A 16,045-nucleotide genomic window follows, 5' to 3' on the forward strand; every position below is an offset into this window, starting at 1 on the left:
AGTCAGGTTCACCTCATGCAGTAACATTATCTTTGAATTAAGGGTTCGTCGGCTAAATTCCCATTCGATTCTAAACTAATATCAGCGTCTACATCTGAGCCAGAACTTGCAGTCGGATCCGAATCATACACATCAAGATTTTGCTTACTAAACAAAGAAAAAGCGACAGTGACAAACAGTATCACGGTGATCGCCAAACCAACCTGCACCCCTGCAACGGCCAAAAAACCCGCATTTAATGCTGTCGTTATTTGTTCATGAAAAAGCACCCAGTCTGCTAAAATGGTGGTTAGTAAGATAAATGCCGTAGCAATGAGAGAGATAAACAGCATCTTTCGTTTATCAGACACAAACCAAGCCAGCACCAGATAGAGTCCAAGGCTCACCACGAAACTGGTCATCATCAATTCGTCTCGCCCAGCCACTCCAAGGGGCAGTATTCGTTCAAATAAGAATGCCATAGCCGTGGCTAATATGACTCCCATGGTCGAGCCCAAAGTCATACTATTAACCAATGCGATACTTTTAGCTGATGCCTGTCTCTGTTGCAATCGTTTCTCGACCCAGAGTAGATTGCCACTGACGATAAGCACACATACGCCCATGCCAAGTAACAAATAGATCAGCCTAAGATCCGTGCCCGCATAATCACCAAAGTGCAGCGTGGCAAGTACAATTCTCCCGGTTGTCATCGTATTCGGCGTCTCTGGAGCCCTTGAGAACAAGGTTTCGCCGCCATCTAAGGCAAACACCTGCTCCACAGGACTGACAAATTTACCATCTTCACTGCCGAAAATGTGCAACAGTGCACTACTATCACCAAAGTTATAGGCGCGAATGACTCTCGGTGGCTGACCAAAGGCTTCAATATGCTGAGCCACTAAAGTATCAACTTCAGCGCTGGTATTGAGCGGCGTATCCAGCCACTCTGGCATCTGTTGGGTATAACCAGCATCATTGAGTAATGCTTGTTGATCTCCCTTATAAAGCACTAAGGCGAACGCGATTTGATAGATGATAACTAAGTTGAATATCAAACCTGTGATGGCATACATCAAGGTAAAAGGCAGGGTCATCACACCGATGACATTATGCATGGTCAGCCACTGATCCCGCTTGCCCTCCTGAGTTCGATAGAGAAAGAACTGCCTGATCAACTTTCTGGCATGGATAAAGATCCCCGACACCAGTGCGAAAAATAAAAATAGAGTAACAAAACCTATAATATAACCGCCATTAGGAATATTAAGATTGTAATGCAACTGGTAGATAAAATCGGCCAAATAGAAGTCATCAATATTTGCCACAATTTCACCAGACACTGGATCCATCAAGAGTGACACATAATCGATATCCGTCGTCGCATCTTCGGGTAGGACGATATCCACATAGACTTTGTAGAAAGGCATCTCGGCAATGGGTGACACTAGCGTCAAATGCTCCTTGGCATTGAAAGGACGATCCTTAATTGCCAATGTCATTACCTCACTAGGAGACAACACTTCGCCTTGAGCGGGTGTATGATGTGGCAACACAGACCAAAGGTATATTTCACTGCGAAATAAGCTTATCGCCCCCATAAAAAACACGATAAACAACAAGCCTGAGATAATTAATCCCAGCCAACTGTGAGCCTGAGTTAAATGCTTTAAAAAATTTTTATTCATAATGACTTATGTTCAATGACCTAACATTTAATGAGTAGGTTTAATGAGTTATTTACTTGACTTCAGTCTAGGTCGAGCGCAATTCAACTGAAGAAAAACAGAGTGTTAAAGCCAACCGATACCAGCAGTAAGCCCCCACAACGTCGCCATGCATGCCAGCCTGAATCACTGGCATAACACCAAACCATGGCACTCACCCAAAGTGGAAAAGCCATCAATAATCCGAGGAATAACCGGGTATCGACTTCAAGTGGTAGTAGATGATTAAGATTCAACATGACCGAAATCGAGATAAGACAGCCGCCAAATATTGCGGCAAAGGTTTTAGGCCACATGTTGACCTCCCAGTTGAACCACAGCGAGCCAGAAGATCAAGTTGAAACAGCTGAAAGGAACAAGCTTGGCTTTAATATGTCCCAGCTGTAACACCAAGCTAAGCCAGATCAACATGGTAAACGCCAATACCATCAGCGCCGATGCTATGGGGTTATAGCTAGCCATTAACAACCAAGTACAGGCCATTAGGCAGGTAATAAAAACAGATATTGAAAAGAACTTCATCAAAGGTTTAGCCAATAAACTTTGATGCTTACTGGACAAAAATGCGATTAAACATCCAATCCAGAGTACGACAATCGTTACACTCATCTTAACACATGCAAATAGTTATCATTTAGATAACAGGTGAGCCTACCACCTTTCACAAAGTTTTCAGCAAAATTTACATTACAAGCTGCACATCTGTGGCCTGGCAGTCGATACAAGCCATATTAGTGTAAATGCTCTTGCCTCAAGGTATTAACCCCGTGGTAACATCCGTCGCGATTTTTTTAATAATAATTCTCATTCGTATAACTACGTACCGAAATGCAGACAGGACCGATGATGAAACACAACCCAATTACACTCGCTATTCGCACCAGCATACTCTGCTCACTCATACTTCCAGCCATAGCTAATGCCAATGACCAAACCATTGAAAGAATCATGGTGACAGGGCAAAAGGTCGACAGAACACTGCAAGAGACCACGGCCAGTGTCGCAGTGATCACCAGCAAGCAGATAGAAGAACAAAATATCAACGATTTCTATGATGCACTCGAGCGTACCCCGAACGTTAACGGTGACCTTCGCAATGGCTTCAGCATACGTGGCATCGATGCCTATAACGTTTCAGGTGGCGGCTCCAGCAATTTAGCCTCCCTGTATATCGATGGTGCAGTCATGCCCTATGATGTGATTCGTCAAGGCGGTTTCTCTACTTGGGATGTCAGCCAGATTGAGATCCTTCGTGGGCCTCAATCGACCCTTCAGGGACGTAACTCACTGGCCGGCGCCATCATAATGCGTACGATCGATCCGAGTTTCGAATGGGGAGGCAAAGCCAGACTCGGTGTTGGTGAATACGGCCAAAGGGAATATGCCGCCGCCATAGGTGGTGAGGTTATTGAAGATGAGCTTGCCTTCAGAGCCAGTGCCGATAAAAATGATTTTGACGGTTATATCGACAATACTTTCACTGGAGTGCCTGCGGATCACAATAATAATGAAACCTACCGCATTAAGCTCAAATATCAGCCATCGAATTTACAAGAGTTTTATGCTCAAATCGGCTACACCAAGAGTAAAACAAACCTAGGCATACGAGGTACCAGTACCCTAGCGACTGACGGTAGCCTGTTAACGGATCCTTTCGCTCACAGAGAAGTGTCTCTCGATCAAGCCAGTTTCACCTTCACCGATGTCAATATCTACACTTTAGAACTCAACTACGACATCAACGACAATTTGACTGCGTCCGCTGTCAGCACCTACTCCACAGTCGATGCAGGGTTTAGCTGGGATGATGATGGAACCTCAGAGCCTACGGCTGCTCGATTTTGGGATAACCAAGATGATACCTTCAGTCAAGAAGTTAAATTGGTCATCGACACAGAAAAATTATCGGGTGTTGTTGGCGCCTTCTACTCCGATCAGGAGACTGAGACCAAATCCCATGGTCAGAGATATCTGAGCTTTCAGCGTCTGGGGGTACCAACACTATTAGTTACTCCACCAGAAAATGGTGGTTTAGGTCTACCACAATCTCTTGCTGACATGCTATTAGGCCTATATGCCGATGTGGATCCTGTGCTCATCTATAATGAAGCCATAACCAAGCAAAACGTCACAAATATCGCCCTGTTTGCCGATGCCGTTTATAAGATAAATGACCGTTGGGACATCTTTGCTGGTTTCCGTTTCGATCGCGAAAAACAGGACAATGAAGCCGATGGAGATGTAGCTATCACCAATGCTCACTTGATGCCAGATCCAAGCAACTCAGCATTTGACCCTATGACCAGAGCCCTGATCACAGGGATCAATGCAAAACTGCTAAGCATGGCGGACAGCGCTTCAGGAATCGAGCCCTTGGTTGATGCCTCTTTCAATGCCTTTTTGCCAAAACTCGGTGTCAGTTATCACTGGAGCACTGACATCACCACCAGCTTTACCGTACAGCAAGGTTATCGCTCCGGTGGTGTTGGCACTAACACAGCAAAAAGTACCACGCACACCTTCGATCCCGAATATACCTGGAACTATGAGCTGGCATTTCGCTCGGTCTGGCTAGAGGGCAGTTTAAGTGCCAATGCCAATATCTTCTATGTAGACTGGCAAGATCAACAGGTAGAAGTGCAGTTCTCGGGGAACAGATATGACAGTGAAACCCGTAATGCCGGTAGCTCTACCGTCCAAGGTTTCGAAGCTGAACTCTTCTACCAAATAGACAGTGACTGGAGCCTCTATGGCGGCGTGGGTTATGCAAATACTGAGTTTGAAGAATTTAAAATTGTACTGCCTACCGTCACTTACGACCTATCTGGTCGCAGCTTCGAAGATGCCCCCGAATGGACGGCTAACTTAGGTTCCACCTACCGCAGTGATTCTGGTATTTTCGCTAACCTAAATGTCAGCTATGCCGGTGAATCATCTGGCATCAATAACCCTAAAGCCGCCGGACTCGATTACGATCCAATGAACGATGAAAGGATATTAGTCAACGCACGTGTCGGCTATGAATGGGATAACTTCTCTATCTATGCCTTAGGCACAAATATCTTCGACAATGAATATGTATCATTAGTAGATGTCGGCTATGATTTCCAAACATTGAGCACACCAAGACAACTGACTCTAAGAGTTGAGGCACAATTCTAATTTAGGCGGATCACTTTACACTCAACATCATTGCGCTTTTATATAGAAACAAAAATGCAGTCTAAGGGCTGCATTACCACTATTCTGATCAGACAAAGATACTTAGTGGCAGACCACAATATTGACACTCGGACGATTAGAAAAGCTTTAACTAAGTAATTGTTTTTAATTACAATCAACAACTAAAGGCCACTGACTAACAAACATAGAAGTCATGACTAGCAGCATGCATATCACCCTTATCTGAAAGTAAGATAACTCAATACATAAGACGTTTAAGGTCTACACTTTGATTAATAGATTTTTCGATAATCAGCTAATTGCCCATGAATCGAATCAATAAGTTGATGACCATTTTATCCGTGCTTTTGGGATTGCTATCAAGTAAGGGGATAGCAGCAGATTTTGATTTTGTTTCCATTGAAAAGCTAATTGAACAAGAAGTCGGGAGAGTTATTATTCCCAAAGTTTATAGCAAGCTGGGTATAGAGATCACTATCACACCAATGCCGGGAAAGCGTGCACAACAGATGGCTAACTCAGGAAGCAAAGACGGTGAGATAATGAGGATATACAGTTATGGCAATGAAACGCCAAATACCATCCGCGTACCAACCCCTTATTATTATTTAGAGACTATGGCGTTTATCAAACAAGGCAGTGATGTTGTCATCAATAGCAGAAAAGATTTACACAATTATCGACTTGCTAAAGTCAGAGGTGTTAAGCATCAGGGCGACCGCATGAGTGTTTATTTTTTAGTCGAGCTACATAATCCAGCGAGTAAAACTTTCTCTAGATGTTGAGGATTCATTAAGCAGCGCTTTTGTTTACCAACGATGCTGAGTTTGGTCGGTTCTTTTCTAAGCATGTTGAGAGCCATATGCCTCAAGTAAGCTAGATTTTCAGCGCCGTTATTTTTGTATATCTGGCATGTATCTTCGTTCATGTTGACATCCAAGACCCAGTGCATTGACTCGATACCCCAATGTTCACGAGTAGCACTTAAGGCTTGCTCTGCTGATAACTCTTTCGAACTAATATAGTAACGATATTCAAGGCTTATCGCCTTACCTTTAACCGCCCTAAAACTTTCAACCATAACAATGCATTTGAGTGCTTCCCAGCGTGAGAAATCACCTTCGAGTTCAGCCGAATTTAAAACATAGCACGTTCGATTTTCAATACGACCATGGCCTGTTTCTATATTGAAATCATCATTACTTAAGCCTGCTGAACGATGCTGACTAAAAGCTTGATTTACCGCTTTAGCTAAGTGGCCTTGATTGCTTTTTACAGCCAGTAGGTAATCACCACCTTTGTCGATGATCGCTTTAGCAATAGCCGTTTGACAGCCCATAGCATCGATTGTCACTAGCGCTCCGCGTAGATCTAGCATTTTTAAAAGCTCTGGGATTGCCGTAATTTCATTACTTTTTTGGTCTGATTTTAATTGACCAAGTACCAGCTTATTTGCTGAAGCATAAGCACTTATCATATGAATAGTGCTGTTTCGGTCATCACGATTATATGAGCCGCGTAGCGTTTTTCCATCAATCGCAATGACTTCCCCATTAGTTAGCTGGTGAACCGATTGCATCCATGCTAGAAAACACTCGTTAAAACTATCAGGATTAATCACAGAAATTGTTCTAGCAATTGTATCGTCAGTAGGGATCCCGCCTGTAAACATTTTTTGCGTTTTGAACCAATGGTGGTGACCAAGAATGTATTCTCGGATATCGAACCAACCATTCGAACCTGCAATAACAGCGCAAAGAGAACCGAACAATATATCGAACAATGGATAGGTGATTTTTGCACTTTGGCGGTGGTCGTCAATCGCGCCAAAATGCTCTTTGAATGATTCAATATACATAATGAGACTCCTTAAAAAGGAGTATAAGATCACAAGCACTTGATCAGGTCAATATTTTGCTGAAACGGCTCAAATAACGTTCACGATCTGACCCTGTGTTAAGCATACCAACAATATTACCCTTAATATGGTGAATGTTCATGACGTTGATAGCACTGAGCAGATGATGCGATTTCTGAACTCTGGCCATGTTGACGTGGCGCTGACGAACACGATAGACGGAGTACATATGATTGAAAAACTAGGATTAGACAAGATTCAACCTTTAGATACACCTTTAGCGGTCCTCGAGCTTTACCACTACATACATAAAAGTCACATCCACTTAGTCCCTAAAGTTGATGCTGTGATAAAACAGATGACATTATCAGGGGAGATGCAACATTTAATCGAGAAATCTGAACGTGAGGTGATTGAACACAAGTAAGGCGCTGCGTGCTGAGACATTTCTCTTTATGAAAACAAGATTAATACCGATTAGTACAATTTAATCATCGCGAATTAAACATCACCACGGACACAATTGCGACCATCTGACTTCGCCTGATAGAGGCGTCTATCCGCTTCTGATATCACAGATTTTATTGAATCTTCTGAGTTAGTGAACATGGCGACCCCCATAGAGATTGTCACAGTAACCATTTCTTTAGAGCTTAACTTGACCTCCTTTTTTGCGACTGCGAGGCGTAGTTTTTCTGCAATCAATAGCGTTTCTTCCTGAGTACTGTCGGGGCACACAATACAAAACTCTTCCCCTCCATACCTGCACACTATGTCAGCAATTCGGGTATTTTTTTTCAATTCCTTAGCAACTTCTTTGAGCACATCATCTCCGGCATCATGACCATAGCTATCGTTAAAACTCTTAAAATGATCAATATCGCCCATTATTATGCCTATTTGCGATTTATTTCTCATCCCAAGAGCGACCAATTGCTCCAAAGATTCAAACAAATAGCGACGATTAAATAGCCCCGTTAACGTGTCTTTAATTGCTTGTTGCCGCAAACTGTATCTCAGTTCTATATTGGCAATGGCAAGACCTACCCTTTTTGCAATCGCATTAGTTAGCAATAAGTCACTATAAGGAAATTCCTTTTTTAGAATATGCATGACACCAATGGCTTCACCTAAAGCCATCAAGGGAATACACAATGATGCTTTATTTCCTTGCTCGATAGCCAAATGAGAAAAATGCTCACAATATATCTGTGTATCATTGTGATCCGATTGATGACTATGACCTTTTCTTAATGCCCAGCACTGCTCTGGTTTAAATTCAGTCACACCTTGCCATTCCTCGCCCCAAAACATGATGAATTCCAGCTTATTTCTTGAAGACTTGTAAATAGAGATAGCGCCTGAAGAATTTGGTAATAACCTAGGAGTCACTTGTTTAACGACACTTCCAGCCTCACTTAATTCGGAGCAGGCTCCTAGCATAGAATCTAATTCATGCAGCAGCTCAATATCATGAATGCCCGAATCTATTTTGCTTTTTAAGTCCAGCCTGTCTTGTTCTACAGATCGGGCAATCCACCTTGATGAAATAAAGCTTAACAAGATTAAAGTTAACATGCTGACAATAGCGATTGAGGCTAATGCCAACCTTAGCTTGATCACTTCATAATAAATGGTGCTATCAGGCAGGGAAGCCCTAGCATAATAACCCGATGTCCCTCCCCCTACCTTTAAGCTTCTATAGATTGCGACATAAATATATTCTTCGTTTAATGTTCGACTAAAATGTCTTGAAATACCTATTCCAGTCACTTGCGCCAGCTGTATTTCAGGCCTGTTTAGGTGGTTATCCAGTATAGGAACTTGATCTATGGGGATCATAGAATCCCCCATAACCTTGCCACTGTCATCGATAAAGGTGATGCGGGCATCGGATGCTAAACTTAAATGCTTAGCCACTCGATCCACGGTACTGAGAGTGAGAGGACTATTTAACAAAACAAGACTTTCCATTGCTGATTTAGCTAACCATGTGAGCTCTAGTTCAACCCTTTGATGAAGCTCATCCCTAAGCTGATAATCGATTAACAATAGGCTCAGCGTACTCACGATAAAGACTATCGTGAGTGGTAAAAAAATGATTCTATTTGTCAGGTTCAATAGGCACCTAGTGTTCAACATAAGCTGATTTAAAGGTAGCACATTGCCTCTAATTTAAGCCTTGAATATAACAACAAGCCACGTACTCAGTCTTATAGATTAACACTCAGAATAACAAAAAATATTTAACTTGAGCATACAGGTGTAAGCCGATGAAAATATTAACTATAACTATCGATCCTCGAAACCAAATCAAACGAACGTTTAAATTACTTGTTTGGAGTTATTGATCTAAGTCTGGTTTTATGTAGTAATGTGATCTGAATTTCTGGTCGGATGAGCGAAGAAGATGAGCATAAGAACCCAATTAAAAAAAATAATGCCGAGTATTTCTACCACAGAGCAAGAGGCACTCGATGCAGGCGATGTATGGTTAGAAGGCTCGATCTTCCAAGGCAAACCTGACTTCTCAGCCCTGAGAGACATTCCGGTAGCTAAATTGAGCGCCGATGAACAGGCCTTCCTCGATGGTCCTGTGACCACTTTAATAGAGATGATTGATGACTTTGCTATCCAGGGTGATAAACATATACCGGATCACATTCTCAGCTACCTCAAACAGAACAAATTTTTCTCACTGATCATTCCAAAATCCTATGGCGGACTCGAATTTAGCCCTTACGCTAACTCAACCATAGTCGCCACTATATCGGCCAAGAGCTCAGCCGTTGCCGTTACCGTCATGGTGCCTAACTCCTTGGGCCCTGGCGAGCTATTGATGCATTATGGTACCGGTGAGCAAAGAGACTACTGGCTACCGCGCCTGGCTAATGGCCAGGAGATCCCCTGCTTTGCCTTAACCAGCCCAGAAGCTGGCTCTGATGCCGGTGGTATTCCGGATGTGGGCACTGTCACTGTGGGTGAGTTCGAAGGTAAGCAAGTACTTGGTCTCTCAATCACCTGGGATAAGCGCTATATCACCTTAGCGCCTATTGCCACAGTACTTGGACTGGCCTTCAAAGTTCAAGATCCAAAGGGTCTGCTTGGCGGTAAAGAAAACCTTGGCATCACCTGTGCGCTGATCCCTAAATCTCACCCAGGGGTGCAGCTAGGTAACCGTCACGATCCTATGGGCGTTAACTTCTATAACGGCACCACACGGGGCGAAAATGTATTTATCCCTATGGATTTCATCATAGGTGGACAGGCTAACATTGGTCGTGGCTGGGCTATGCTTGTTGCGTGTCTTGGTGCAGGCCGTGGCATCTCTTTGCCTGCCCTTGGCGCAGCGGTGAGCCATTGCTCATTCAAATCTTCGGCAGAATATGCCGCCGTGCGTGAGCAATTTGGATTATCTATTGGCAAGTTTGAAGGTATTCAAGAGAAGTTAGCTGACATTGCCGGTAAGACTTATCTACAGGAATCAATGCGCGTGCTAACCACAGAAGGGCTTGGCATAGGCCTTAAGCCTTCGGTGGTTACTGCAATCGCCAAATATCATATGACCGAACTTGGCCGAGACATTCTCAACTCAGCCATGGACATTCAAGCTGGTAAGGCCATTCAACGTGGTCCACAAAATACCTTAGCCTCGGCTTATGTTGCCCAACCTATCGCTATCACAGTCGAAGGCGCTAACATTCTTACCCGTAACCTGATGATCTTCGGACAAGGTGTGATGCGTTGTCACCCTCACATGCAAAGCATGGTTGAAGCGATTCACAGCGATCATAAGAATGCCGATAAGGTCTTTAACAGCATATTCCGGAAAACCATAGCCTATAGCGTGGGCAACAGTTTGCGTGCATTCCGTTTGGGCCTACTGCCATTTACGGCTCAATCGAACTCGAAGCTAGCAGAAGTCGCAATATACGAGAAGTCAGTCAACAAGCTGGCTTCGAAGCTGGCGGTATACGCCGATTTCTCTCTGCTAGTACTTGGCGGAAAACTCAAGCAAGCCGAGATGCTTTCGGCGCGCTTGGGTGATGTGATGAGTTACCTGTATGCCGCTATGGCGTCGATTCGTTATTACGAACAAAAACTACCAAGCGAGCAAAGAGCACAAGCAGCGCCTTATTTTCATTACGCCACTCGCTGGTCTCTGTGTAAGGCAGAAGAAGCCTTGCTTGCCTTTCTGGAGAACTTCCCGTCATCGCCGGTACGTAAATTGATGCGTGCATTAACGGTGACTTACTCTGCTAAAATGCCGAAGGTGAATGATAATTTAGTCAGAGAACTTGCCGAGCAGGCCCAGCTCAATACCGAGTTCAAGAAGAACCTGACTCACTTAATTAAGCCTGTTGTCGGTGATGGTAACTACATCAACGAACAAGCCTATCTGGCTAAGATGGATTGCCTCGAGTTACTGGCTAAGGTCAAGAAAGGACTTAAGGCTCGTGCATTCAGATCAGGCACGCGCTTCCCTATCACACTCGATAATGCCCTGACCGCTAAGGTCATCAACGCTACCGAGCATAAACAATTGCTGGATTACAACCTTAAACGTGAGCGTGCGATCCGCGTCGATGAGTTCGATTTTAATATGAACTTAATTAGTGATAAAGCTGAGCTTAAGATAGCTAACTGAGTTTAGTTTTCACAATACAACGAAGAGATGCAGCCACCTGGCTGCATTTTTTATGCCCTCCACTTAAAGAAAACCTGTTTCCATCATGTTATCGAGCACAGAGATACGGTTACATCTGATGGAATTTAGAGCGTGAAGCTCTATATTGATGAACTTTGATTGTCATTTTAATCAGGCTTCAATTATGATTTCGCACCAGAGAATTACTCCTTTCAATTGCCTTTAATATCAATCGATATAATAGGACTGCTTCCCAAGGAAAATCAGATGCAGACTCATATCAAGCGGCTAATATTCATCTCAGTCATAGCTGTCACACTTTCTGGATGTACTTCAATGAAAACCATGGAAGCCACGGGCGGTAGCCTAGCCGATGGGGTCATTGAACTCTCCTACACCCGAAGCCCAAGTGAAACATCCCTATTCGATGAACAAGATGCCTTAAAGACAGCAACAAAAAGATGTAAAGCGTGGGGGTTCAAAAAAGCAGATGCTTTTAGTGGCGAACAAACCAGCTGCCGGGATCAGATTGGCTCAAGATGTGATGTCTATCTGGTCACCAAAAAATATCAATGTGTAGGTAAAAGCTAGACGAGTAAAAGAGTTAATTAACCTGTTGGGTGAATTTAAATGTCTGGGGATCATGGTTTAGCCAAAAGGCGTAATCATGTTTTCCCCTTTGCTTCACTTGATACATAGCCCTATCAGCATGCTCACAAGTCGCAATAAATTGATCACTGCAATCAAATAGACTAATGCCGATACTTAACCCTAGTTTGATCTCGCAAGAACCTATATGAACGGGTCTATGATAGTGTTCCAATATGCTTTTAGCTAACTTAACCAGTAGGTCTTTATTGACCGCGCTATGCAATATAACGAACTCATCTCCTCCAAAGCGAGCAAGCTTTGCTACGTCTCCCGCCTTATTTTTAAGAGTCTGTGCCACATCCATCAACACTTGATCGCCGAATCGATGACCATGCTTATCGTTAACTTGTTTGAAACTGTCGAGATCGATGAAGAAAAGTGCCCCCCCCATGCTTGGCTGACATTGTTGTTGAGTATAGAATGCTTGCTCCAGCGCCTTACGATTGAGCAGATGGGTGAGAGGGTCACAGTGAGCCAGCCTGGCTAAATCAAGTTCGTAGCACTTCTCTTGGGTTATATCGATATGAGTCCCCATCATACGAACAGGCCGTCCTTCATCATATTCGACGATACGGCCTCTATCTGAAACCCAACTTACGCCGCCATTTTTATGCAACATCCTATGGACGGCCTGATAGGACTCGGCTTTACCCGATACATGGTCTTCAAAAGCGGCGATGACCCAATCTCTGTCTTCCGGGTGAAGTTTTCCTTTCCAACTGTCCACATGAGCCGACAACTCTTGCTCTGTATAGCCCAATAAGTGTCCCCACTCACGATTAAAGATCGTGAGCTTGCCACTAGGAATATGCTGCTGCCACAAACACAAACCAGTGCCATCTAAAGCAGCGGTCAGTTTTTCCTCGACACTTAGTTTCTGTCTGGTTAGCTCGATATTTTCTTCTTGTAGCGCCTTTATCTGCTCTTGTAATTGCTTGATGGTTTTATCTGCGCACATCTCCCTTGCATCCCTGACATATTTTCTTATGGTCCTACAGCTGAGCTTAACGGAATAGCCTTCTGTAATAAAGAGTGAGTCGCACTTAAGCTATCGCGAAGACAGACAAACAGAAATACCACCAAAAGCAATAGTGATGACTAGTGAATGAGATCGCCAGATACTGGCATACCATACTCTCTAATTAAGCATATTATGAACTTTAACTGGCAAGAACTGCACACTCGAGATTTCAATGCTTCGGTCACTTTTTACGCCAACACCTTCGATTGCGATATTCGCGTCGTTCCCGGCAGAAATGGACAACGCTACGGACTGATTATCCCTACGGGTTCGGTTAAACCCGTAGCAGGGATCTTTGAGACTGGCTCCATTATAGAGTCGGAGCCGAAGCAAGAGTCGGAGCCGAAGCAAGAGTCGGATTCTGCAATAGAGTCTGGCTGGATAGGCTATGTCACAGTGGCGAAGCTAAGCTCATCAGTTAAATCTGCACTGGATAACGGCGCAATTGAACTCGAATCTTTCGAGATCCCCTATATAGGTGTTGTTTCAATCTTGAAAGATCCAGCCGGACAAAAAATCAGCCTCATTGAATATACAGCCACCAATAGATAACTATACCCAGTGAATTCGGGCCAACTGTCGATTTAATAGTTCATTACCCTTCCAGTGGTCCGATTTATCCCTAGATAGATGAGTATTATTGCGCCTCTATCTCTTGTTGCAGCTCTTTAAGCGCATCCAATATCGTCATAAATTTATTTCCGAAAGGCGTCACGTGATACTCCACACGCGGTGGGATCTCCGGATAGCTAATTTTCTCTAAGATCCCAAATTCGACATTGCGCTTTAAACATTGATTAAGCACCTTAGTGGTTAATCCTTCAACATGGCGCACCATCTCACCCGGACGATTGATATCTTGCTCCAAAAGCTGAAACACGGTCAGAGACCATTTACAGCCGACTATGGTTTCGACCATACGCGTGCTTTCACTGGGGCTTGTTACTCGATGCCGCATAACTGAAATTTCTTTTTCTTTTAAAGTCATAAAGATATACCAAAAAGTACCTAGCGAACCTATTTGTACTTACTTTTTTAATCTGTGAATGAGCCATAAGATTATCACATCAAACGGCTAAAAATGCCGACGAAATAAGTAATCAACTAATAACGGCAAGGATTCATTATGACGACTACAGAGACAAACTCTTCAAACACTATTTCTTCAAATATGGTTTTTTCACATTCTGGCATCGCGCTTATTATAGGTGGCTCGAGTGGGATGGGCTTCGAATCGGCCAAACAACTAGTAAAGGCCAATATTAAAGTGGTTATTGTCGGCAACAATGCCGCTAAACTAGAGAGTGCCGTTGCCGAGCTCAGTGCATTTGGTAAGGTATCAGGAATACAAGCCGATCTTTATCAAGCCAGCCATGTTCAACGCATCATAGATTTTATTGAGTTACCTTCAATCAAGGTAAGTTATCTGGTCAATGCAGCCGGATACTTCAACCCTAAACCTTTCATTGAGCACAGTGAGAGCGATTATGAAATCTATATGGGACTAAACAAGTCTACTTTTGTCATCTCTCAAGCCGTGGCTAAAAATATGATGAAAAATGGCGGAGGTAATATAGTCAACATTGGCTCCATGTGGGCAAAACAAGCAATCAAGGCAACGCCATCTTCTGCCTATTCTATGGCCAAAGCCGGGCTACATGCCTTGACACAACATATGGCGATGGAACTGGCTGAGACTAATATTAGGGTCAATGCCGTTTCTCCTGCCGTGGTCAAAACGCCTATTTACCAGGCCTTTATTGAGCCTGAGCAGATGGATGAGGCCTTAGCGGGCTTTGATGGCTTCCATCCTATCGGCAGAATAGGCACAGCTACAGACATTGCCAGTACCATTAACTTTTTGCTTTCAGATGCATCCAGTTGGGTAACTGGAGCCATCTGGGATATCGATGGCGGCGTGATGGCTGGACGTAATTAAGCCTGTTTCGAGTTTCGGGCAGAGTAATCATAAGCACTTCGGGAGCAACAGGGCCTTAGATATGAATCCTTTATTAACTACAAATCTGAATATGGATTTTTCACAGCGAGTCGTTATCGACAGCAATGAAATGAACTGGCTTCCCAGCCCCCTTGAGGGAGTCACCCGTAAGCCTCTGGCAAGGGAGAACCAAGAAAGCGGACATGCCACCAGCATAGTAAGATACCAAGCTGGTTCACATTTCCGCGCTCACAGTCACCCAAAAGGTAAAGAGATATTTGTCTTAGCAGGCATTTTTTCCGATGAAACGGGTGACTACCCGGCAGGGACTTACATTCGTAATCCACCTGGCAGCAAGCATAGCCCGTTTAGCACAAATGGCTGCACACTTTTTGTCAAACTCAACCAGTTTGATATGCAAGATACTCAGCAAGTGAGGGTCTATACCGAAACACAGCCATGGCAGCAAGGTATCGGAGGGCTCGAGGTCATGTCACTCCATGATTTTGAAGGCCAGCACACGGCGTTGGTGAAATGGCCTGCCAATGAGGTTTTTCAGCCACATAGACACTTTGGCGGCGAAGAAATATTGGTATTATCGGGACAGTTTGAAGATGAACACGGCAGATACCCACTAAACACTTGGATACGCAGCCCACACCAGAGTGAACATCATCCCTTTGTGAAACAGGAAACGGTTATTTTAGTCAAGGTAGGACATCTGCCAACGTAAAACAAAGTGGAGTAAAATATGGAACGAGTAGCTAGTGGAACCTAGCTACTTTTGCTATTATTTAGCTCACTTTTAAATCGAATGCCTAAGCAGGAAGTTCGATTGACGCTAATACTAGTTACCGACTCATAGAGATAGGAGATTAATTGATGATTGTTACAGGTTTTAACTGGGCAACAAGCCTTCTTACTTAAGCTGTTAAAGATGGCTAAGCTACTCTTGCTTAGCGCTTTATAAATAGCTGTTCATTTAGATAAGGCCCGCTGCCCGGTTGCATTTAGCATTACAACTCGCGACTTTTCGCTG

General features: G+C 43.8%; 15 protein-coding genes. 8 read left to right on the forward strand and 7 right to left on the reverse strand.

Annotated elements, in window-relative coordinates; translation table 11 throughout:
• Window positions 1–26: 26 nt before the first annotated feature.
• The 3 genes from sps_RS19215 to sps_RS19225 form a co-directional block, all read right to left on the reverse strand.
• Window positions 27–1,667 (reverse strand): PepSY-associated TM helix domain-containing protein, encoded by a 1,641-nt coding sequence (locus sps_RS19215; RefSeq protein ID WP_077753975.1) that lies wholly within the window; start codon window positions 1,665–1,667, stop codon window positions 27–29.
• Window positions 1,668–1,750: 83 nt separating this feature from the next.
• Window positions 1,751–2,002: a hypothetical protein gene (locus tag sps_RS19220; protein WP_077753976.1), complete on the reverse strand. Its 252-nt coding sequence runs from the start codon at window positions 2,000–2,002 to the stop codon at window positions 1,751–1,753.
• Window positions 1,992–2,315, reverse strand: a complete 324-nt coding sequence (locus tag sps_RS19225; protein WP_077753977.1) for a hypothetical protein — start codon at window positions 2,313–2,315, stop codon at window positions 1,992–1,994. The genes sps_RS19220 and sps_RS19225 overlap by 11 nt, the downstream gene beginning before the upstream one ends.
• A gap of 234 nt (window positions 2,316–2,549) precedes the next feature.
• Here sps_RS19225 and sps_RS19230 point away from each other — a divergent pair, with 234 nt between their 5' ends.
• Window positions 2,550–4,868: a TonB-dependent receptor gene (locus tag sps_RS19230; protein ID WP_237157885.1), complete on the forward strand. Its 2,319-nt coding sequence runs from the start codon at window positions 2,550–2,552 to the stop codon at window positions 4,866–4,868.
• 326 nt (window positions 4,869–5,194) lie between these two features.
• On the forward strand, window positions 5,195–5,674 hold the full coding sequence (locus sps_RS28675; protein ID WP_179948382.1) for a hypothetical protein: 480 nt from the start codon (window positions 5,195–5,197) through the stop codon (window positions 5,672–5,674).
• Here the strand turns inward: sps_RS28675 and sps_RS19240 are convergent.
• Entirely contained in the window at window positions 5,620–6,747 is a 1,128-nt protein-coding gene (locus sps_RS19240; RefSeq protein ID WP_077751231.1) for an ISAs1 family transposase, read from the reverse strand. The genes sps_RS28675 and sps_RS19240 overlap by 55 nt on opposite strands.
• Before the next feature lie 229 nt (window positions 6,748–6,976).
• On the opposite strand from sps_RS19240, the gene sps_RS19245 reads away from it, so the two are divergent.
• Complete coding sequence (locus sps_RS19245; RefSeq protein WP_418346677.1) at window positions 6,977–7,174, forward strand: hypothetical protein; 198 nt, start codon at window positions 6,977–6,979, stop codon at window positions 7,172–7,174.
• A 74-nt stretch (window positions 7,175–7,248) separates the two neighbouring features.
• On the opposite strand, the gene sps_RS19250 is transcribed toward sps_RS19245, so the two are convergent.
• The gene (locus sps_RS19250; protein WP_169915839.1) at window positions 7,249–8,706 is read right to left on the reverse strand and encodes a sensor domain-containing diguanylate cyclase; all 1,458 of its coding nucleotides are present in this window, start codon (window positions 8,704–8,706) and stop codon (window positions 7,249–7,251) included.
• Window positions 8,707–9,157: 451 nt separating this feature from the next.
• Here sps_RS19250 and sps_RS19255 point away from each other — a divergent pair, with 451 nt between their 5' ends.
• On the forward strand, window positions 9,158–11,395 hold the full coding sequence (locus tag sps_RS19255; RefSeq protein ID WP_077753981.1) for an acyl-CoA dehydrogenase: 2,238 nt from the start codon (window positions 9,158–9,160) through the stop codon (window positions 11,393–11,395).
• Between the two features lie 267 nt (window positions 11,396–11,662).
• On the forward strand, window positions 11,663–11,986 hold the full coding sequence (yecR, locus tag sps_RS19260) for a YecR family lipoprotein (RefSeq protein ID WP_077753982.1): 324 nt from the start codon (window positions 11,663–11,665) through the stop codon (window positions 11,984–11,986).
• A gap of 13 nt (window positions 11,987–11,999) precedes the next feature.
• Here yecR and sps_RS19265 read toward each other — a convergent pair whose 3' ends face one another.
• Window positions 12,000–13,004 (reverse strand): sensor domain-containing diguanylate cyclase, encoded by a 1,005-nt coding sequence (locus tag sps_RS19265; protein ID WP_077753983.1) that lies wholly within the window; start codon window positions 13,002–13,004, stop codon window positions 12,000–12,002.
• Between the two features lie 195 nt (window positions 13,005–13,199).
• Between sps_RS19265 and sps_RS19270 the strand changes: the two genes are divergently transcribed.
• The gene (locus sps_RS19270; protein ID WP_077753984.1) at window positions 13,200–13,619 is read left to right on the forward strand and encodes a VOC family protein; all 420 of its coding nucleotides are present in this window, start codon (window positions 13,200–13,202) and stop codon (window positions 13,617–13,619) included.
• An 85-nt stretch (window positions 13,620–13,704) separates the two neighbouring features.
• Here the strand turns inward: sps_RS19270 and sps_RS19275 are convergent, their stop codons facing one another.
• Complete coding sequence (locus sps_RS19275; RefSeq protein ID WP_077753985.1) at window positions 13,705–14,055, reverse strand: winged helix-turn-helix transcriptional regulator; 351 nt, start codon at window positions 14,053–14,055, stop codon at window positions 13,705–13,707.
• A gap of 183 nt (window positions 14,056–14,238) precedes the next feature.
• Here sps_RS19275 and sps_RS19280 point away from each other — a divergent pair, with 183 nt between their 5' ends.
• Window positions 14,239–15,006, forward strand: coding sequence for an SDR family NAD(P)-dependent oxidoreductase (locus sps_RS19280; protein ID WP_077755771.1), 768 nt, complete (start codon window positions 14,239–14,241; stop codon window positions 15,004–15,006).
• 61 nt (window positions 15,007–15,067) lie between these two features.
• On the forward strand, window positions 15,068–15,739 hold the full coding sequence (locus tag sps_RS19285; protein ID WP_077753986.1) for a cupin domain-containing protein: 672 nt from the start codon (window positions 15,068–15,070) through the stop codon (window positions 15,737–15,739).
• The last annotated feature ends 306 nt before the right edge of the window (window positions 15,740–16,045 follow it).

It is taken from the genome of Shewanella psychrophila, assembly GCF_002005305.1.
In the GTDB taxonomy this organism is placed as follows: domain Bacteria; phylum Pseudomonadota; class Gammaproteobacteria; order Enterobacterales; family Shewanellaceae; genus Shewanella; species Shewanella psychrophila.

Coding starts and splice junctions, on each gene's coding strand:
- sps_RS19225 (WP_077753977.1), bottom strand. CDS start 2,315: ATGAGTGTAACGATTGTCGTACTCTGGATTGGATGTTTAATCGCATTT.
- yecR (WP_077753982.1), top strand. CDS start 11,663: ATGCAGACTCATATCAAGCGGCTAATATTCATCTCAGTCATAGCTGTC.
- sps_RS19245 (WP_418346677.1), top strand. CDS start 6,977: ATGATTGAAAAACTAGGATTAGACAAGATTCAACCTTTAGATACACCT.
- sps_RS19285 (WP_077753986.1), top strand. CDS start 15,068: ATGAATCCTTTATTAACTACAAATCTGAATATGGATTTTTCACAGCGA.
- sps_RS19220 (WP_077753976.1), bottom strand. CDS start 2,002: ATGTGGCCTAAAACCTTTGCCGCAATATTTGGCGGCTGTCTTATCTCG.
- sps_RS19215 (WP_077753975.1), bottom strand. CDS start 1,667: ATGAATAAAAATTTTTTAAAGCATTTAACTCAGGCTCACAGTTGGCTG.
- sps_RS19275 (WP_077753985.1), bottom strand. CDS start 14,055: ATGACTTTAAAAGAAAAAGAAATTTCAGTTATGCGGCATCGAGTAACA.
- sps_RS28675 (WP_179948382.1), top strand. CDS start 5,195: ATGAATCGAATCAATAAGTTGATGACCATTTTATCCGTGCTTTTGGGA.
- sps_RS19240 (WP_077751231.1), bottom strand. CDS start 6,747: ATGTATATTGAATCATTCAAAGAGCATTTTGGCGCGATTGACGACCAC.
- sps_RS19255 (WP_077753981.1), top strand. CDS start 9,158: ATGAGCATAAGAACCCAATTAAAAAAAATAATGCCGAGTATTTCTACC.
- sps_RS19265 (WP_077753983.1), bottom strand. CDS start 13,004: ATGTGCGCAGATAAAACCATCAAGCAATTACAAGAGCAGATAAAGGCG.
- sps_RS19230 (WP_237157885.1), top strand. CDS start 2,550: ATGATGAAACACAACCCAATTACACTCGCTATTCGCACCAGCATACTC.
- sps_RS19270 (WP_077753984.1), top strand. CDS start 13,200: ATGAACTTTAACTGGCAAGAACTGCACACTCGAGATTTCAATGCTTCG.
- sps_RS19280 (WP_077755771.1), top strand. CDS start 14,239: ATGGTTTTTTCACATTCTGGCATCGCGCTTATTATAGGTGGCTCGAGT.